The organism is Xanthomonas massiliensis, from assembly GCF_900018785.1.
In the GTDB taxonomy this organism is placed as follows: domain Bacteria; phylum Pseudomonadota; class Gammaproteobacteria; order Xanthomonadales; family Xanthomonadaceae; genus Xanthomonas_B; species Xanthomonas_B massiliensis.
The window spans coordinates 580294-599853 of record NZ_FCOY01000006.1; the positions used below are offsets into that span (position 1 = coordinate 580294).

At 71.5% G+C, this 19560-nt stretch carries 13 protein-coding genes and 1 pseudogene; 8 read left to right on the plus strand and 6 right to left on the minus strand.

What is annotated here, in order from left to right:
• Positions 1 to 50: 50 nt before the first annotated feature.
• Positions 51 to 770 (minus strand): deoxyribonuclease V, encoded by a 720-nt coding sequence (gene nfi / locus BN3794_RS05665; RefSeq protein WP_066097040.1) that lies wholly within the window; start codon positions 768 to 770, stop codon positions 51 to 53.
• Positions 771 to 866: 96 nt separating this feature from the next.
• Between nfi and gpmA the strand changes: the two genes are divergently transcribed.
• Positions 867 to 1619, plus strand: coding sequence for a 2,3-diphosphoglycerate-dependent phosphoglycerate mutase (gene gpmA / locus BN3794_RS05670; protein WP_066094611.1), 753 nt, complete (start codon positions 867 to 869; stop codon positions 1617 to 1619).
• Positions 1620 to 1671: 52 nt separating this feature from the next.
• On the opposite strand, the gene BN3794_RS05675 is transcribed toward gpmA, so the two are convergent.
• On the minus strand, positions 1672 to 2244 hold the full coding sequence (locus BN3794_RS05675) for a cytochrome b (RefSeq protein WP_066094613.1): 573 nt from the start codon (positions 2242 to 2244) through the stop codon (positions 1672 to 1674).
• Positions 2245 to 2589: 345 nt separating this feature from the next.
• Here BN3794_RS05675 and BN3794_RS05680 point away from each other — a divergent pair, with 345 nt between their 5' ends.
• Positions 2590 to 4629 (plus strand): M13 family metallopeptidase, encoded by a 2040-nt coding sequence (locus BN3794_RS05680; protein WP_066094616.1) that lies wholly within the window; start codon positions 2590 to 2592, stop codon positions 4627 to 4629.
• Here the strand turns inward: BN3794_RS05680 and BN3794_RS05685 are convergent, their stop codons facing one another.
• The 4 genes and pseudogenes from BN3794_RS05685 to BN3794_RS05700 form a co-directional block, all read right to left on the minus strand.
• Positions 4630 to 5223 (minus strand): HD-GYP domain-containing protein, encoded by a 594-nt coding sequence (locus BN3794_RS05685; RefSeq protein WP_066094619.1) that lies wholly within the window; start codon positions 5221 to 5223, stop codon positions 4630 to 4632. It lies immediately after the preceding gene.
• Positions 5224 to 5283: 60 nt separating this feature from the next.
• Positions 5284 to 8769 (minus strand): transcription-repair coupling factor, encoded by a 3486-nt coding sequence (mfd, locus tag BN3794_RS05690; protein ID WP_066094621.1) that lies wholly within the window; start codon positions 8767 to 8769, stop codon positions 5284 to 5286.
• A 45-nt stretch (positions 8770 to 8814) separates the two neighbouring features.
• Positions 8815 to 9357: a GNAT family N-acetyltransferase gene (locus BN3794_RS05695; RefSeq protein WP_066094626.1), complete on the minus strand. Its 543-nt coding sequence runs from the start codon at positions 9355 to 9357 to the stop codon at positions 8815 to 8817.
• A 126-nt stretch (positions 9358 to 9483) separates the two neighbouring features.
• Positions 9484 to 10146, minus strand: a pseudogene (locus BN3794_RS05700) (23S rRNA (adenine(2030)-N(6))-methyltransferase RlmJ); the annotation flags it as partial.
• Between the two features lie 336 nt (positions 10147 to 10482).
• On the opposite strand from BN3794_RS05700, the gene BN3794_RS05705 reads away from it, so the two are divergent.
• From BN3794_RS05705 to BN3794_RS05730, 6 genes are all read left to right on the plus strand, one after another.
• Positions 10483 to 11784, plus strand: coding sequence for a carbohydrate porin (locus BN3794_RS05705; protein ID WP_222705348.1), 1302 nt, complete (start codon positions 10483 to 10485; stop codon positions 11782 to 11784).
• 111 nt (positions 11785 to 11895) lie between these two features.
• On the plus strand, positions 11896 to 14250 hold the full coding sequence (locus BN3794_RS05710) for a membrane-bound PQQ-dependent dehydrogenase, glucose/quinate/shikimate family (protein WP_236493192.1): 2355 nt from the start codon (positions 11896 to 11898) through the stop codon (positions 14248 to 14250).
• Positions 14251 to 14377: 127 nt separating this feature from the next.
• A complete protein-coding gene (locus BN3794_RS05715) occupies positions 14378 to 15433 on the plus strand; it encodes a LacI family DNA-binding transcriptional regulator (protein ID WP_066094633.1) in 1056 nt (351 codons plus the stop codon).
• Positions 15434 to 15850: 417 nt separating this feature from the next.
• Entirely contained in the window at positions 15851 to 17260 is a 1410-nt protein-coding gene (gene gltX, locus BN3794_RS05720; RefSeq protein ID WP_066094636.1) for a glutamate--tRNA ligase, read from the plus strand.
• Between the two features lie 10 nt (positions 17261 to 17270).
• Positions 17271 to 17759 (plus strand): transcriptional repressor, encoded by a 489-nt coding sequence (locus BN3794_RS05725; RefSeq protein WP_066094639.1) that lies wholly within the window; start codon positions 17271 to 17273, stop codon positions 17757 to 17759.
• A gap of 406 nt (positions 17760 to 18165) precedes the next feature.
• A complete protein-coding gene (locus BN3794_RS05730; protein WP_078059608.1) occupies positions 18166 to 19533 on the plus strand; it encodes a hypothetical protein in 1368 nt (455 codons plus the stop codon).
• Positions 19534 to 19560 lie beyond the last annotated feature (27 nt).

Here is a 19560-nt window from a genome sequence, read left to right on the forward strand (position 1 = left end):
CCAGACGCGGGGCGGCACGGATCGTTGCAGCGATGCCGCGGCGCGGCGGTTCACGACGCCGGTGGCGGGAACAGGTCGGCGGCGGTATCGGGCATCTCGCCACGGCGCGAGGCGAGGCGATCGGCCAGGCGGGTCGGCTCGGGCAGGCGGTAGCCGGCCAGGAAACGTTCGGTCAACGCCAGTGCCCCGTCCAGCGAGACGCCATGGCCGGGCGAGACGATCAGCGGATTGCAGCGGCGCTTGCTGCGCAGCGCCCAGCCGACCTGCTCGCCGTGCAGCAGGATCGGCGTGTGCGAGCCCGGCTCCGGGCCCGGTTCCTCGAACTGGCCGGCCAGGCGCTTCTTGGCCACGCCCAGGCTGGGCAGGCCGCTGGCCAGGCCGAAGTGGGCGGCGATGCCGAGCCGGCGCGGATGGGCGATGCCCTGGCCGTCGACGAAGGCCAGGTCCGGGCGCCGGCCGAGCAGGTCCAGCGCCGCCATCAGTGCGGGCAGCTCGCGGAAGCTGAGCAGGCCGGGCACGTACGGCATGGTGGTGGGCACGCGCGCGACGCGGCTGTCCAGCAGCGCGCGGCTTTCGGCATCGAGCAGCACCACCGCCGCGCGGGTGGTGGCGCCGTCGTCCTCGAAGCCGACGTCGAAGCCGGCCACCGTGCGCAACGGCCGCGGCCAGGTGTCCTCCAGCCGCACCTGCGCGGCCAGGGCGCGCTGCAGTTCGCGCGCCCGGGCGGGCGTGCCGTCCCAATCGCCGAACCAGGAACCGGGCTTGTCCATGCGGCCATCATCGCGCGCCGGCCGCATGCCCGGCGTGCAGGCGGGCTGCGGCTACAATCGTGGGCATCGTTTCCCGTTCAGATCCCGGAGATCCCTGTGAGCCGCAAACTCGTACTGCTGCGCCATGGCCAGAGCCAGTGGAACCTGGCCAACCGCTTCACCGGCTGGGTGGACGTGGACCTGACCGACCAGGGCCGCGCCGAGGCCGCGGCCGCCGGTGCGCTGATGAAGGCCGAGGGCCTGCAGTTCGACGTGGCCCACACCTCGGTGCTGCGCCGCGCGATCCACACCCAGCAGGGCGCGCTGGCCGAGCTGGAGCAGGACTGGATCCCGGTCTACAAGAGCTGGCGGCTCAACGAGCGCCACTACGGCGCCCTGCAGGGGCTGGACAAGGCCGAGACCGCCGCCCGCCACGGCGAGGCCCAGGTCAAGATCTGGCGCCGCTCCTACGACGTGCCGCCGCCGCCGATGCCGCTGGACGACCCGGGCCACCCGGTGCACGACCGCCGTTACGCCGGGCTCGACCGGCGCGCGCTGCCGGACACCGAGTCGCTGGCCACCACGCTCGAGCGCGTGCTGCCGTACTGGCACGACGCCATCGCCCCGCAGCTCAAGGACGGCAGGACGGTGCTGGTCACCGCCCACGGCAACTCGCTGCGCGCGCTGTACAAGTACCTCAACCGCATCTCCGACGAGGCGATCCTGGAACTGAACATCCCCACCGGCATCCCGCTGCTGTTCGAGCTGGACGAAGCGCTGGAGGTGCAGTCGTTCCGTTACCTGGGCGACCCGGAGGCGGCGCGCAAGGCCGCCGAGGCGGTGGCCAACCAGGGCAAGGCCAAGGGCTGAGGCCGGGCGCCCCGGGGCAGGGCGCGCCCGCATCCGCGGCCGCGCCGGCGGGTCAGGCGCGGCGACGGAACAGCATCTTGTCCAGGGTGCCGTCGCGGTCCACGTACTGGTGCTTGAACGCCATGAAGGCGTGGCCGACGATCACCAGGCCGAAGGTCCAGGCCAGGTAGACGTGGACCTTGCCGAACACGGCCAGGCGCGCCTCGTCCTGCTGCCCCACCAGGGCCGGCAGGTGGAACAGCCAGGCCACCGGCACCGCATAGCCGGCCGCCGAGCTGTAGGCCCAGCCGCTGATCGGCACGGCCAGCATCAGCACGTAGAGCAGCACGTGGCCGGCATGGGCCGCGGCCTGGACCAGCGGGCCCATGCTCGGCGGGAAGTCCGGTACCGGGTGGCCCAGCCGCCACAGCAGCCGCAAGGTCGCCAGGAACATCACCGTACTGGCGATTTCCTTGTGCAGCGTGATCACGTCGGCCTTGTGCGAGCCCGGATCGGCGTAGCTGAGGAAGTGGCTGCTGTAGAAGCCGATGATCCAGGCCGTGATGATGATGGCGGCCATGATCCAGTGGAACAGCTTGGCGACGGTGTTGTAGGAGGCGGGCTTGCTGGCGGGCGTGCTGGCCATCGGGGATCCCTGCGCGGATGGGGGAAGGTGGCTGCGTCGGACATCGGGGCAGCGGCAGGTGGGTGCGGCGGTGCGGTGCCGATGCCTGCGGCGGAGTATGCGGTGCCCTGCGGGCCGGTTGCCATCGCGGCGTCCGGGACGATCCGTTGCGCCGGTCCGCCACGTCGGGCATCACGCCGCGCCGGTGGCCAGTGCGGCATCGCACCCTCCGCACCGGCCAGCGGCGGCAATGGCAATGGCGGCAGCGAGCACGGCTGGACGACGCGCCGTCGTGACCGGGCCCGGTTCCGTCGCGGCCGTCGATCGCCTACGCTGGCCGTTTGCATCGATCCCAGGAGTTCGTCCATGAGGCTTCCCGCGCTGTTTCCCCTGGCCGTGGCGATCGCCGCCGCGATCGCGTTCCCCGCCCGCGCCGAGGATGCGCCGCTGCCCAGCGCGGTGCTGCAGCCGGGCGACCTGGATCCGGCGATTCCCGCCTGCCGGGATCTCGACGGCTTCGTCAACGCCAAGTGGCTGGCGGCCAATCCGGTGCCGGCCGACCGCACCACCTGGGGCAGCTTCGAGCTCCTCGGCGAGCGCTCGCTGGCCATCCAGCATGCGCTGGTCGAGCATGCCGCCGCCGGCCACGCCGCGCCCGGCACGGTCGAGGCCAAGATCGCCGACTTCTGGCGCACCGGCATGGACCAGGCGGCGATCGACCGCGCCGGCCTGGCGCCGCTGCAGCCGCAGCTGCAGGCCATCGCCGCGCTGCGCACGCCGCAGGAACTGGTCGCCTGGCTGCGCACGGAGTACGCGCAGGGGCGCGGCGGCCTGTTCTCCTTCGGCGGCAATGCCGACTACAAGGATTCCTCGCAGGTCATCGCCTACGCCGGCCAGGGCGGCCTGGGCCTGCCCGAGAAGGGCTACTACCTCGACGCCGACAAGGCCGACATCCGCCAGGCCTACACGGCCTACATCGCGCGCCTGCTGGCGCTGTCCGGCGTGCCCGCGCACCAGGCCGAGCCGCTGTCCCGGGCGGTGCTGGTCCTGGAGACGCGCCTGGCCCGGGCCTCGCTCTCGCGCATCGAGCTGCGCGATCCGGCCAAGCGCTACAACCCGGTCAGCGCGGCCGAGGCCGGGCGCATCACCCCGCACTTCGACTGGGCCGCGTTCTTCGACGTCCTGCAGGTGCCGGCGGCGGACAAGTTCTCGCTCGGCCAGCCCGGCTTCTTCGCCGAGCTGGACGGCGCATTGGCCGACACGCCGATGGCGACCTGGCAGGCGTACCTGCGCTTCCACACCCTCGACGATGCCGCCCCGTACCTGTCCAGCGATTTCGAGCAGGCCGCCTTCGATTTCCGCGCGCGCACCCTGCGCGGGCAAAAGGAGATGCTGCCGCGCTGGAAGCGCGTGCTCGGCGCGGTCAACGAGGCGGTCGGCGAGGGCCTGGGCCAGCTCTACGTGCAGGACGCGTTCCCGCCCGAGTCCAAGGCGCGCATGCAGCAGCTGGTGGGCAACCTGTCGCAAGCGCTGAAGGCGCGGCTGGAGAAGCTGGACTGGATGAGCCCGGCCACGCGCCAGCGGGCACTGGAGAAGTGGGCCAGCTTCACCCCGAAGATCGGCTACCCGGACCGCTGGCGCGACTGGAGTGGGCTGCGGACCGATGCCACCGGCTACCTGGCCAACGTGCAGGCCGCGCAGGCGTTCAATGCGCGCTACCGGCTGGACAAGATCGGCAAGCCGGTGGACAAGGGCGAGTGGCACATGACCCCGCAGACGGTCAACGCCTACTACAACCCGACCCGCAACGAGATCGTGTTCCCGGCGGCGATCCTGCAGCCGCCGTTCTTCGATCCCGATGCCGATCCCGCGCTCAACTACGGCGGCATCGGCGCGGTGATCGGCCACGAGATGATGCACGGCTACGACGACTCGGGCAGCCAGTTCGATGCGCAGGGCAATTTCGACAACTGGTGGACGCCGGAAGACCGCAAGCGCTTCGATGCGCGCACCGACAAGCTGGTGGCGCAGTTCGACGACTACGAGGCGCTGCCGGGCGTGCACGTGAAGGGGCGCCTGACCCTGGGCGAGAACATCGGCGACCTGGGCGGGCTCACCATCGCCTACGACGCCCTGCAGCAGGCGCTGCGCGCCGACCCCGGCGCCAACCGCAGCATCGACGGCTACACCCAGGACCAGCGCTTCTTCCTCAACTGGGCCACGGTCTGGCGCCGCAACTACACGCCCGACGAGCTCAAGGTGCGCATCAACACCGATCCGCATGCGCCGGCGAAGTTCCGCGCCGACGGTGCCCCCTCGAACCTGCCGGCATTCGCCCAGGCGTTCCAGTGCAAGGCCGGCGATGCGATGGTGCGCCCGGCCGGCGAGCGGGTGGAGATCTGGTGATCAGGCCGGCCCGGGCGGCGTGCGCGTCGCCCGGGCCGGGGCAAGCATCGCCTCGAACTCGGCCAGTACCGCCGCATCGACCCGGCGGCCGGCGTCGCCGTGCAGCACGGCCATGGCCTCCTCGTGGGCATGGGCGCGGCCGTAGGGGCGGTGGCTGACCATGGCGTCGTAGCAGTCCGCGATGCGCAGGATCCGCAGGCCCAGGCCGATCCGGGCGCCGCGCAGGCCGTCGGGGTAGCCGCTGCCGTCCAGCGCCTCGTGGTGGTGGCGGATCAGCCGGCCGATCTCGTCCGCCCACGGGTGCGCGGTGGCGGCGAAGATGCGCTGGCCGCGCACGGCATGGGACTGCATCACCTGCCAGTCGTGCCCGTGCAGGCGCCCGGGCCGGTGCAGCACCGCGTCGGGGACGCCGATCTTGCCGATGTCGTGGAAGCGCGCGGCCACGACGAGCCGGGCCAGCGCATCGTCGGGCAGGCCGCAGCGCCGGCCGAGCCGGCCGGCCAGCCCGGCGACGCGCTCGCAGTGGGCGCGGGTGTCGCCGTCGCGTTCGTCGAGGGCGACGGCCAGCGCTTCCAGGGACAGGGTCGGGTGCATTCGGGACGAGCGGTGCGCGGGCGATGGTCCGGCTGCCTTCGCCAGGCGGCCGGACCGGGGTCAGGCCTTGGACAGCGTCAGCAGGATCGCCCGCGCGGCACTGAAGCGCTCGGCCGGATCGGGCAGCGGATGGCGGATGCGCAGCTTGTCCGGGCCGTCCATCGCGTACAGCCGGGGCTGCTTCTGGATCATCTGGATGACCGCCATCGGGTCCACCTGCGGCTGCGCCTCGAACACGATGCGCCCGCCGTTCTCGCCCAGGTCCAGCTTGCGGATGCCCAGCGCCTGCGCCTGCAGGCGCAGCTCGGCGAGGGCGAACAGGTGCTTGACCGGGTCCGGCAGCAGGCCGAAGCGGTCGATCATCTCCACCTGCAGCTCGCGCAGCGCCTCGTCGTCGCGCGCGCTGGAGATGCGCTTGTACAGGGTCAGGCGGGTGTGCACGTCGGGCAGGTAGTCCTCCGGGATCAGCGCCGGCACGTGCAGCTCAACCTCGGCACCGCGCGCCTGCTCGCCGGCGTCCACGTCCGGCAGCTTGCCCTGGCGGATGCTGCGCACCGCGCGCTCGAGCAGCTCGGTGTACAGGCTGAAGCCGACCTCGGCCATCTGCCCGCTCTGCTCCTCGCCGAGCAGCTCGCCGGCGCCGCGGATCTCCAGGTCGTGGGTGGCCAGGGTGAAGCCGGCGCCGAGCTCGTCCATCGAGGCGATCGCCTCCAGGCGCTTCTCCGCGTCGGGCGTCATCGCGCGCCGGTCCGGGACCAGCAGGTAGGCGTAGGCGCGGTGGTGCGAGCGGCCGACGCGGCCGCGCAGCTGGTGCAGCTGGGCCAGGCCGAACTTGTCGGCACGGTTGATGATGATGGTGTTGGCGTTGGGGATGTCGATGCCCGACTCGATGATGGTCGTGGCCAGCAGCACGTTGAAGCGCTGCTTCTGGAAATCCAGCATCACCCGCTCCAGCTCGCGCTCGTGCATCTGCCCGTGGGCCACGCCGATGCGCGCCTCGGGCACCAGCTCGGACAGCTGGCGCTGCATCCGGCCGATGCTCTCCACGTCGTTGTGCAGGAAGTACAGCTGGCCGCCGCGGCCGAGCTCGCGCTGGAACGCCTCGCGCAACTGGGCGTCGTCCCACGGCACCACGAAGGTCTGCACCGCCAGCCGGTTCGGCGGCGGGGTGGCGATGATCGACAGGTCGCGCAGCCCGGCCATGGCCATGTTGAGCGTGCGCGGGATCGGCGTGGCGGTCAGGGTCAGCAGGTGCACGTTGGCGCGCAGCGCCTTGAGCGCCTCCTTCTGGCGCACGCCGAAGCGCTGTTCCTCGTCGACGATGACCAGGCCCAGGTCCTTGAACTTCACGTCCGGCTGCAGCAGGCGGTGGGTGCCGACGATCACGTCGACCTCGCCGGCGGCCACGCGCTGCAGCTCGTGCTCGATCTCCTTCTTGGTGCGGAAGCGCGACAGCACCTCGACCTTGAGCGGCCAGTCGGCGAAGCGGTCGCGGAAGTTGCGGTAGTGCTGCTCGGCCAGCAGCGTGGTCGGCACCAGCACCGCGACCTGCTTGCCGGCGCTGGCGGCGGCGAAGGCGGCGCGCACGGCGACCTCGGTCTTGCCGAAGCCGACGTCGCCGCACACCACGCGGTCCATCGGCTGGCTGCTGGCCAGGTCGCGCAGGGTGGCATCGATGGCGGCCAGCTGGTCGGGCGTCTCCTCGAACGGGAAGGTCGCGGCGAACGGCTCATACATCGCCCGGTCCACGTCCAACGCCAGGCCGGCGCGGGCACGGCGCCGCGCCTGGATCTCCAGCAGCTCGGCGGCCACGTCGCGCACCTTCTCGGCGGCGCGGCGCTTGGCCTTGGTCCACTGCTCGCCACCGAGCGAGTGCAGCGGCGCGGTCTCCGGCGAGGCGCCGGAGTAGCGGCTGATCAGGTGCAGCTGCGCGACCGGCACGTACAGGCGGTCGCCCTTGGCGTACTCGATCTCGAGGAACTCGCCGGGCATGCCGCCCACGTCCATCGCCACCAGCCCGCGGTAGCGGCCCACGCCATGGTCCTCGTGGACGACCGGCGCGCCCTCGGTCAGCTCGCCGAGGTCGCGGATGATCGCTTCCGGCTCGCGCCCGGCGCGGGCGCGGCGGCGCGGCTGGCTGGCACGCTCGGGGAACAGTTGGCGCTCGGTGAGCACGGCGATGCGCGGCGCGTCCAGCGCGAAGCCATCCTCCAGCGGTGCCACGGCGATGGCCAGGCGCGGCGCATCCTCGGCCAGGAAGGCGGGGAAGCCGGCCACGGTCTGCGGCTGCAACTTGGCCGCGGCCAGCACTTCCAGCAGCGCCTCGCGGCGGCCGGCGCTGTCGGCGGCGATCAGCACCCGGCCCGGGTAATGGGCCAAAAAGCCGGCCAGCGCATTCTCCGCGCCCTCGCGCGCGGCCACCGGCAGCGCCGGCAGCGGCTGGTCGCCCAGGGCGTGGGCCTTGTCGATGTCGGCATGGTCGGCGGGCCACACCTCGATGCGCGCGCGCTGGTTGAGGCGCTCGCGCAGCGCGTCCGGCGGCAGGTACAGCTCGGCCGGCGGCAGCAGCGGGCGCTCCACGTCGTGGCGGCGCTGCTCGTAGCGGTTCTGGGTCTGCGCCCAGAACGCGGCGGCCGCCTCGGGCGCGCCGGGCGCGATCAGCGACAGGGTCGAGGCGTCCAGGTAGTCCAGCAGCGTGGCGGTGGCCGGCGCGCCGTCGCGGCCCGGCTCGAAGAACAGCGGCAGGTAGTACTCGATGCCGGCCGGCGCCAGGCCGGCCTTGAGGTCCTGGTACAGGCCGCTGTGGCGCGTGTCCACGTCGAAGCGCTCGCGCAGGGTGTCCATCGCGCGCTGCACGCTGGCCTCGTCCATCGGCACTTCGCGGCCGGGCAGCATGCGCACCGCCTGGACCTTGTCCAGCGAGCGCTGCGATTCCGGGTCGAACTCGCGGATCGAGTCGATGTCCGTGTCCAGCAGCTCGATGCGCAGCGGCGCGGCGGCGCCCATCGGGAACACGTCCAGCAGCCCGCCGCGCACGGCGAAGTCGCCCGGGTCCATCACCTGCGGCACGTGGCGGTAGCCGGCGTTCTCCAGGCGACGCTTCTCCGCGTCCAGGTCCAGGCGCTGGCCGACCTTCAGGTCGAAGCTGCCGCCGACCACGTAGCGCAGCGGCGCCAGCCGCTGCAGCAGGGTCTGCACCGGCACCACCACGATGCCGCGCTCCAGCGTGGGCAGGCGGTGCAGGGTGGCCAGGCGCTGGGAGACGATCTCCGGATGCGGGCTGAAGCGGTCGTAAGGCAGGGTTTCCCAGTCGGGGAAGGCCAGCACCGGCAGCGAGGCGTCATCGCCGAGCAGGGTGCCCAGGTCCGATTCCAGCTGGCGCGCGCTCTGGTTGTCGCGGGCCACCACCAGCAGCGGGCCGGCATGGGCGGCCGCGGCGCGGGCGATGTGCCAGGCCAGGGCGGTCGGGGATGCGGGCGCGCGCCACCAGGCGCGCAGCTGGCCGGCGCGCGGCAGCGGCGGCGGGGAAAGGGGAAGTGTCGGCATGGAACCGCGAATTTTACCAGAGCGCCCGCGGCGGGCCCGGGCGGCTCAGCCGGCCAGGTCGAGGCTGACCCGCACCAGCCCGGCATCGCCCGGGCGCGGCATGCGCCGGAAGCCCAGCGAGGAGGCCAGCTTGAGCATCGGTTCGTTGTCCACCGCGACGTCGCCGTAGAGCCGGTCCAGGTACTTGCCGCGCGCCCACTTGACCAGCTTGCGCATCAGCTGCCGGCCCAGGCCCTGGCCGGCGAGGAAGCGGCTGATCAGGATCGCGAACTCCGCCTCGCGCGTGCCCGGCACCAGGCTGGCACGGGCGATCGCGCCGACCACCGCCTCGCCCGGCGGCAGCGGCTCGGCCGCGACCAGGGTGATCCCGGTCTTGGGGCTGGGCCGGGTGAGCTGCTCGGCCATGTCCGGGGTGAGCTCGCCGACCGCGTGCAGGAACCGGTCGCGCACCTCCTCCGGGCCGAACAGCGGGAACACGCCTTGCAGCGGTTCGGCGTCTTCCGGCCGGATCGGGCGCAGCAGCAACTCGCGCTTGTCGCGAAGGACGAAGGTTTCATGCCACGGGGGCATGCGGTTGCGGGTCGCCATGGGCGGCAGTCTCACGAGAACGTGACCTCGCGATTCTCGCACCGCCCGGGATGCACCGGGTGAAGCCCGGCAAAGCGGGTTTTGCGTGGATCCGCCGATACGCAGGCGTATGCGGCGACGGGCTCAGGCCGGCAGGGAGGCGACCTTGCGGAAGAACGGCAGCAGGCTGCGGCGCTGCTTGATCGGGTACCACACCGCGCAGATCGCCTGCGGCCAGCGTGCCAGCACCTCGCCCAGGGCGGCGACGATGCGCGGGTACTCGGCGTCCTGGGTCTCGTAGGGCGGGTCGATCAGCACCAGGCCGCGGCCGATGCGGGTGCCGCCCGGGCGCGGCGGCAGCAGCGCCCGGATGGCGTCGTAGCCGTCGCCGGCCTGCACCTGCACGCGCCGGTCGCCGGCGAACAGCGCCTTCAGCTGCGCCGCTTCCTCCGGCTGCAGCTCGCAGGCGGCGAGGCGGTCCTGGGCGCGCATGGCCCGGGCGACCAGCAGCGGCGAGCCGGGGTAGGTGACCAGGGCGCCGACCGGGTTGTCGGCCTGCACCGCACGCAGGTAGCGCTCGATGGCGCCGGGCAGGCCGGCCTCGCCGGCCAGCCTCAGCACGCCGCCTTCGGCCTCGGCGGTCCTGCGCCCTTCCTCGCCGGCCAGCAGGTAGCGGCCGCGCCCGGCGTGGGTGTCGAGCACGAAGAACGGGGTGTCCTTGCGCGCGAGTGCGTCGGTCAGCGCCAGCAGCACGACGTGCTTGAGCACGTCGGCGTGGTTGCCGGCATGGAAGGCGTGGCGGTAGTTCATGGGGCGGCAGTGTACGGTGCGGCGCCGGCGGGCATGGCGATCCGCGCGTGGCGGCGCGTTTTTGACGTAATTACGTCAATGCGCGAGCCACCAGGGGGGCCGTCGCTAGAATGGCCGCATCCGGAAGATTGCGACCAATTGCCGCAGCTTCCGACGGTGGGAGCCCCGGCAATGCCGTCGTGCTCCGCGTTATTGACCCCGAACGTGGCTGAGGCATGCCGTGGACCGCTGGCACCGGTCCGGCCGTGCCGAGGCGAGGTACACATGCAAAACATTTCCCATGGGCGCGGCGGACTCCGCCAGCGGCGCCTGATGCTTGCGTGGGCAGGAAGCCTGGTGCTGTCGTCGCCGTGGGCGGCGCTGGCGGCAACCGCCGATTCCGCCCCCGCCGCGGAACCGGCATCTTCCCAGGACCCGTTCACCGGCAAGACCCTGACCGGCGACTGGGGCGGGCGGCGCAGCGAACTCCATGCCGACGGCATCGACCTGCGCGGCAGCTTCATCGACGAAGCGATGGGCGTCGTCCACGGCGGCCTGGACCGGGGCGCGCGCAACGCCTACCAGACCCAGGTCGGCGTCGATCTGGACATGGGCAAGCTGACCTCCTTCTGGGGCGACGGCCGCTTCCACCTGACCGTCAACGATCGCCGCGGCCTGAGCACGTCCAACGAGCTGGGCGGCAACGACTACATGCCGATCCAGGAAATCTACAGCGACCAGTTCACCCGCCTGAGCGAGTTGAGCTACGACCAGAACTTCTTCGACAGGAAGTTGAACTGGAAGGCCGGCTACTACGTGTTCGGCAACGATTTCGGCATCAACCAGATCATGACGAACTTCGTCAATGCCGCGTTGTGCGCGCACCCGATCTCGCTTTCCACCAGCGCCGGCTGGACCAATTGGCCGCGCGCGCGCTGGGCCACGCACGTGACCTGGCACCCGACCGAGGACACCACGCTGCGCGCGGCGATGGTGCTGGTCAACACCGGCTACAACCTGGAACGGAACCGGTGGCGGCTGGACGTGCAGGGCACGACCGGCCACCTGTATCCGGTCGAGTTCGAATGGGCGCCGCGCATCGCCGGCCAGTATCCGGGCCACTACAAGGTGGGCTACTACTACGACACCTCCGATACCCGCATGGTCGGCGACCGCGCCGGCGACGCCGCCCTGGGCTTGCCGGTCCGGATGGCGGATCACCGCGAAGGCGGATACGCGATGTTCGACCAGAAGGTGACCCGCAATGCCGTCGATGGCGGCTTGAGCCTGTTCCTCAACTACACCGCGCAATCCCAGCAGACCGCGGTGATCCATCGCTGGGCATCGACCGGCTTCGTCTACCAGGGGTTGTTCGCGTCGCGGCCGCAGGACAGGTTGTCCTTCGGCTACGTGCGCGCCTCGGTCAACCGCCACCTCAATGCCTACCAGCGGCTGTTGGGCGATGCCGGTGCGGTCGACGATCCGGACTGGGCGCTCAATTCCGCCGAGCAGCTGTACGAACTGGCCTACGGGTTCCAGGTACGCCCGTGGCTGTCGGTCCGCCCGGACCTGCAATACGTGGTCAAGCCCGGCGCCTTCCGCCACCTCGATACGGCCAACGTGCTGGCCGCCGGCGTACAGGTCCGGGTGGCATTCTGACGACCCGCGCCCACCGGCTTCCGGCTCGATTCCTGCAAATTCGTCGAAAAAGGCAGAACCATGGAAAACATATCGATATCCCCATTGCGTGACCGGATATACCCGCGCCTCGTGGGTGTCCTGGTCGCGCTGTTCGGCCTGGCGCTGGCCGTCGGCGGCGCCAGGCTGGTCATGCTGCACGGCAGCGCCTACTTCGTCCTGATGGGCCTTGCCTCGCTGGTGGCCGGCATCCTGCTGGTGCGTCGGCGCCGCTCGGGTGCCGTGGTCTACGGCGTGGCGTTCGTGGCCACGGTGGTCTGGGCGCTGGCCGATGCCGGCCTGGCCTTCTGGCCGCAGGTCTCGCGGCTGGTGATGCCGGCGGTGCTGGCGATGCTGGTGGCCTTCGCCTGGCCGGCGCTGTGCCGCACCGGCGGGCGTACCGCCGGCAAGGGCGGCTACCTGGTCGGTGGCGCGTTGTTCGTCGCGCTGCTGGCGACGCTGGGCTCGGCCTTCGTGCTGCGCCCGATCATCGCTGACGGCAAGGACCGGCCGCTGGTGCCGGTGGCCAAGGGCGCCGCGCAGACGAACTGGGAGGCCTGGGCCAATACCAAGCAGGGCACCCGCTTCGCGGCGCTGGACCAGATCAATCGCGACAACGTCAAGAACCTGCAGGTCGCCTGGACCGCGCATACCGGCGATGTGCCGCAGAGCACCGGCGCCGGCGCCGAGGACCAGAACACCCCGCTGCAGATCGGCGACACGCTGTACGTATGCACCGCCTACAGCAAGGTGCTGGCGTTCGACGTGGACACCGGCGAACAGCGCTGGAAGTACGACGCCCATGCCAAGGCCCCGAGCTGGCAGCGCTGCCGCGGCCTGGGCTACTACGAGGACGGCGCCGACGCCGCGGCCGCCGGGACCGCGGCTGCACCCGCTCCGGCCGCTGCCGCGGCCGTGAGCGAGGCGCCGGCGTGCCGGCGGCGGCTGTTCATGCCGACCATCGATGCGCGCCTGATCGCCATCGATGCCGATACCGGCAAGGCCTGCGCTGACTTCGGCAACGCCGGCACCGTCGACCTCTCGGTCGGCATGGGGGCGATGGGCGATGACTGGTACCAGCAGACCTCCGCGCCGCTGGTGGCCGGCAACCTGGTGATCGTCGGCGGCCGCGTGGCCGACAACTGGTCCACCAGCGAGCCTTCCGGCGTGGTGCGCGCCTTCGACGTGCACAGCGGCAAGCTGGTGTGGGCGTGGGATTCGGGCAATGCCGCCATCACCGGCCAGCCGCCGGAAGGGCAGACCTATACCCGTGGTTCGCCCAACGTGTGGGCGGCGATGTCCTACGACCCGCAGCTTGGCCTGGTGTACCTGCCCACCGGCAATGCCACGCCGGACTTCTACGGCGCCCAGCGCACGCCCGAGGAGGACAAGTACAGCTCCTCGATCGTCGCCCTGGACCTGGCCACCGGTCGCCCGCGCTGGCACTTCCAGACCACCCACCACGACCTGTGGGACTTCGACCTGCCGGCGCAGCCGCTGCTGTACGACGTGCCCGACGGCAAGGGCGGCACGCTGCCGGCGCTGGTGCAGGTCAGCAAGCAGGGCATGATCTTCATGCTCGACCGCCGCACCGGCAAGCCGATCGCCGATGTCGAGGAAAAGCCGGTGCCGCAGGGCGACCTGCCGGGCGAGCGCTACTCGCCGACCCAGCCGTATTCGGTAGGCATGCCCTCGTTCGGCAACGCCACCCTGACCGAATCGGACATGTGGGGCGCGACCCTGCTCGACCAGATGCTGTGCCGCATCCAGTTCAAGGGCATGCGCCACCAGGGCGTGTACACCCCGCCGGGGCTGGACCCGTCGCTGCAGATGCCCGGCTCGCTGGGCGGCATGAACTGGGGCAGCGTGTCGGTGGACCCGACCACCCACTACATGTTCGTCAACGACATGCGCCTGGGCCTGTTCAACTACGAGATCCCGCGCGACCAGATGCCCAAGAACGCCAGCGGCATCGAGATGGGCGCGGTGCCGATGGAAGGCACCCCGTACGGCGCCATGCGCCAGCGCTTCCTGTCCAAGCTGGGCATTCCCTGCCAGAAGCCGCCGTTCGGCACCCTCTCGGCGGTGGACCTGACCACGCGCAAGATCGTCTGGCAGGTGCCGGTGGGCACGGTGAAGGACACCGGTCCCCTGGGCATCAGGATGGGCCTGCCGATCCCGGTCGGCATGCCGACGCTGGGGCCGACGCTGGCCACCCAGGGCGGGCTGGTGTTCTTCGCCGGCACCCAGGACTTCTACCTGCGCGCCTGGGACAGCCAGACCGGCAAGGAGATCTGGAAGGCGCGGCTGCCGGTGGGAAGCCAGGGCGGGCCGATGACCTATGTCTCGCCGAAGACCGGCCGGCAGTACATCGTGATCACCGCCGGCGGCGCGCGCCAGTCGCCCGACCGGGGTGATTACGTGATCGCCTACGCCTTGCCGCGCTAACCCGGCGCAACCGCGAAGCGAAGAATGGGCCGCCCCTCCCGCCCGGGAGGGGCGGCCCTTTTTGTCCGAAGGGCGCAACGGATGGCATGATGCGCGGCGTTCCCGTCTGGTTGCCGACATCCGCGGCATGAGCGATTCCCCGACCCGCCGCCATCGCCGCTTCCCGCGCATCCCCGAAATCGCCGAACAGGCGGGCGTCAGCCCGAGTACCGTCGATCGCGTGCTCAACGAACGCGGCAGCGTTTCCGATGCCCTGCGACGGCGGGTGATCGAGGCGGCGCGCCGGCTCAACGTGCGCCGCACCCTGCCGGACGCGAACCACGGCGTGCTGCATTTCGACGTGGTGCTGCCGGATTTCGACGTTCCGCATTTCCGCCGGCTGGATCGCGCGTTCGTGGCTTCCGCGCAGCTGATCGGCCCGCGCATCTCGGTGCACCGCGTGTATTGGCACGAAGGCGAGGAGGCGGCGCTGCTGGAGTTCCTGCGCCATCCGCCATATCCGCGTTCCGGATTGGTGATCACCGCGCGCGACGTGGACCTGGTCCGCGCCAGCCTGCGCCAGCTGCAGGCCCGCCAGGTGCCGGTGGTGACGATCGGCAGCGACATCAGCGGCATCGGTCCCCACGCCTATGCCGGTATCGACAACACGATGGTCGGCCGTACCGCGGCCGGCTTGCTCGGCCGCTTCGTGCATCGGCCGGGCAGGGTGCTGCTGTCGGTGACCTCGATGGACTATCGCGACCACATCGAACGCGTGGCGGGGTTTCGCCAGGTCATGGGCGAGCGTTTCCCGGAACTCACCGTCGAGCTTCCGGACCAGAACCGCAACCGGGCGGACCTGGCCTACGAGCAGACGCGCCAGGCGCTCGCCCGGCACGAGGACATCGTCGCCATCTACAGCACCGGTTCGGCCAGCGAAGGCATCCGCCGCGCGCTGCATGAACGCCAGTTCGAGCGCTGGCCGGTGTGGGTGGGACATGGCGCCACCCGCGAGCACGCGCAGATGATGGCCGCCGGCGAGATCGTCATGGTCATCGACCAGGATCCGGAGGCGCAGGCGCTGGCCGCGTTGCGCCACCTGCTGCACGCCTGCGGCGAGGCGGTGCCGTCCGAACTCGACCGGCCGACCCGCTTCCGCATCGTGACCGTGGAGAACATGGCGGCGGAAGCGCTGCTGGAATGAGCCGCCCGCGCGTGCCGGCCGCTCGGGGCCGGCAACCCGGCCATGGCCGCCGGGCGCGCGGCCGGTCAAGCGCGCAGTGCGGGAGGCATGCAGGGATCGGCGGCGACGGCCACGGCCACGGCAGTCGGAAAACGAGCCGATCCGGAGAGCGTCGGCAGGCTCGGCCAGGATGTGTTCCATCGTTCCAGGCGCATTCGCGGGTGCGCGGCATTCCAGCCGGCCGTTCGCGTCGAAGATGAATGGCGTCGCGGCAGGACGGGGCCGGCGATGCATGGCGCCGGGCCGGGGACGCCGGTCTCGGCCCGGCGCGGAACCGGTCTGGGCGTCAGGACGCGAGGCGGCCCCGCCGCAGAGGGCGATCCCGTCGGGGGAGAGGGAGCGGGGTAAAATGCCCCGATCCCATCTCCCCGCACCGTCATGACCGTCCGCACCCGCTTCGCCCCCAGTCCCACCGGCTACCTGCATATCGGCGGGGCGCGCACCGCGCTGTACTGCTGGCTGGAGGCGCGCCACCACGGCGGCCAGTTCGTGCTGCGGATCGAGGATACCGACCGCGAGCGCAGCACCCAGGCGGCGATCGACGCGATCCTGGAGGCGATGGACTGGCTGGGCCTGGACTACGACGAGGGCCCGATCTACCAGACCGACCGCATCGCCCGCTACAAGGAAGTCGCGGAGAAACTGATCGCCGAGGGCAAGGCCTACTACGCCTACGAGACGAAGGAAGAACTCGAGGCGATGCGCGAGGCGGCGATGGCGAAGCAGGAGAAGCCGCGCTACAACGGCGCCGCGCGCGAGCTGGGCCTGCCGTACCGCGACGATCCCAACCGAGTGATCCGCTTCAAGAACCCGACCGAGGGCGTGGTGGCCTTCGACGACCTGATCAAGGGCCGCATCGAGATCGCCAACGCCGAACTGGACGACATGGTGATCTTCCGCCCGGACGGCTACCCGACCTACAACTTCGCCGTGGTCGTGGACGACTGGGACATGGGCATCACCGAGGTCATCCGCGGCGACGACCACATCAACAACACCCCGCGCCAGATCAACCTGTACCAGGCCATCGGTGCGCCGGTACCGGCCTTCGGCCACATGCCGATGATCCTGGACGAGGCCGGCGCCAAGCTGTCCAAGCGCACCGGCGCGGCCGACGTGATGCAGTACAAGGACGCCGGCTACCTGCCCGACGCCCTGATCAACTACCTGGCGCGGTTGGGCTGGTCGCACGGCGACCAGGAGATCTTCAGCCGCGCCGAGCTGGTGGAGCTGTTCGACGTGCGCGACTGCAACTCCAAGGCCTCGCGCCTGGACATGGCCAAGCTCGGCTGGGTCAACCAGCACTACCTCAAGCAGGACGACCCGGCGGCGATCGCCCCGCAGCTGGTGTACCAGCTGGAGAAGCTGGGCATCGACCCGGCCACCGGCCCGGCGCCGGAGGACGTGGTAGTGGCGCTGCGCGAGCGCGTCCAGACGCTGAAGGAAATGGCCGAGAAGGCGGTGGTCTGGTACCGGCCGCTGGAGGTCTACGACGAGGCCGCGGTGGCCAAGCACCTCAGGCAGGCCGCGGCGGCGCCGCTGCGCGCGGCCCGCGAGCGCCTGGCACAGCTGCCGGAATGGACCGTCGAGGCCGTGGCGGCGGTGCTGCACGACGTCGCCGAGGCCCTGGGCCTGGGCATGGGCAAGGTCGCCCAGCCGCTGCGGGTGGCGATCACCGGCACCCAGGTCAGCCCCGACATCGGCCATACCGTTTACCTGGCCGGCCGCGAGGTGGCCTTGAAACGCATCGACGCGGCACTCATCAAGGCACAAGACGCCACCGTCTGAGGAGGGCTCCATGTCCACGCTGCACGCCTGCACCGACCCGCGCCACCATGTCGAGGATGCCGCCGGCTTCGTCGCGGCGGTCGAGCGTGCCTGCCGCGACCGCGGCCTGCGCCTGACCCCGATCCGCGCCAACGTGCTGCGCCTGATCGCCGAGGCCGGCAAGCCGGTCAAGGCCTACGACCTGCTGGAATGGGTGCGCGAAGGCAAGGGCGTGGGCGCCGATGCGCCGCCGACGGTGTACCGCGCGCTGGACTTCCTGATGGCCAACGGCTTCGTCCACAAGCTGTCCTCGGTCAACGCCTTCGTCGCCTGCCACCATCCCTCCAGCGCCCGCCATTCGGTGCCGTTCCTGATCTGCGACCAGTGCCACAGCGCGGTGGAGCTGGAGGACCGCGAGGTGGTCTCGCAGCTGGAAAAGCGCGCCAAGGCGCTGGGCTTCCGGCCGCAGGCGCAGACGCTCGAGGTGCACGGGCTGTGCGCCGAGTGCGCGGGCGACTGATCGCCCCGGTCTTGCCGGCGCGGCCGGCACGTGCCCGGCCATCGCATATCGCATCGTCATCGCGGTAGTCGCGTGTCGCGGTTCCGATGCGAGGGACCGTGCATGGACACGCCGCGCTGCGGCGGCCGGAGGCCGGTTTGCCGCGGGCGACACCGCCGGACACGCGCGTGCCAGATGCGATGTGCAATCCTTGCTGCCACGCCGCCGCGTGGCCGATGCCGTTCTTGCGGCCATGCCGAAGCCGCCCCGGCCTGGGGCGGCGGGGCGCCGGTCGTCGCGTATCCGGTCCGGCCGTAGGCGTCCGGTGGCGGCGCGGCGGCACCGGTTGCGGCCGGCCACGACGGACGACTTCGAGACGTGGCCCGCCGGCGGTTTTTCCAGGGCAGGGATGGCGGAGGAAGCAGAGATGTCGTCGCGACGGGAATTCCTGATGGCCGGCCTGGGGGCGGGCGTGGCCACGTGGCTGGCACCGGCCCTGGCGCGGGGCCAGGCGTCGCGGCCCGCGGTCTTCCGGGCCGGCGCGGGGCGTGCGGACGTGGTGTTCGCCGACACGCTGTTCCCGCTGGACGGCTTCGCCGGCCAGCACGACCCGCTCGCCACGCGCGTGCTGCTGCTGGAGCAGGGCGGACGGCGGATCGCCGTCGCGGTGGTCGACCTGACCTCGATCCCGGAGGACATGATCGGTGGCCTGAAGGCGATCCTCGCCGAGGTCGCCGGGGTCGCGGCCGACGATGCCATCGTCTGCGCCGGCCATACCTTCTCCGCGCCGCACGTGTTCGTGGGCGAGCACCTGCCGCCGGGCACGGACGTGGCGCGCAACCAGGCCGCCCTGCTTGCGTTCGAGACGGCGCTGCGCACCGCGGCCACGCGTGCCGTGGCCACCCTGCAGCCGGCCCGGCTGGGCATGGCCACCGGCGTCAGCCGGACCAGCGTCAACCGCGACGTGGCCACGCCGCAGGGCTGGTGGCTGGGGACCGACGAGGCCGGCTTCGCCGATCCCGCGCTGGGCGTGCTGCGCATCGACGGCCGCGACGGCAAGCCGCTGGCGGTGATGATGAACTTCGCGGTGCAGCCGTCGGTCATGGACGCTTCCGAGCGTGCCGAAGGCGGGCGGCTGATCTCGGCCGACCTGGCCGGCGCGGCTTCCCGGCGGGTCGAGGCGCATTACGGCGACGGCACGGTGGCGCTGTTCCTGGTCGGCGCGGCCGGCGACCAGGCGCCCATGTTCCAGGCCAGCCGCCACGTCGTCGATGCGGCGGGCAAGCCGGGGCGCATCGACCTGCACGAGACCGGCTTCGTCCTGCTGGACCTGCTGGGCGAGCGCCTGGGCGGCAGTGTCGTGCAGCTCGCCGACGGGATCGCGACCGGCTCCCGTTCCGTGCCGGGCCTGGGCGTGGAGCGCATGCAGGTGGACGTGCCTTCGCAGGGGCGTGCACGCAGCACGCCGTCCGGCCCGGTCACCGCGTACCGCTACGAACCCGGTCCCGCGGTCGCGCTACCGGTGGTGCTGGTACGCCTGGGCGAGGCGGTGCTGGTCGGCCTGCAACCGGAACTGGCCGCGAGCGTCGGCGCGCGGATCCGCGCGGATTCGCCATATGCCCATACCCTCGTGGCGACGATGGTCGACGGTGCCGCCAAGTACCTGCCCGATGCGTCCAGCTACGACCGCTTCACCTACGAGGAACGCAATTCCGCATATGCCAAGGGCGCCGCGGAGATCGCGGCGGCCGCGATCGTTGCCCGGCTGCAGCAACTGCGCGCACCTGGTCCCTGAATCCCCAAAAGCCAAGGAGAACCCTCC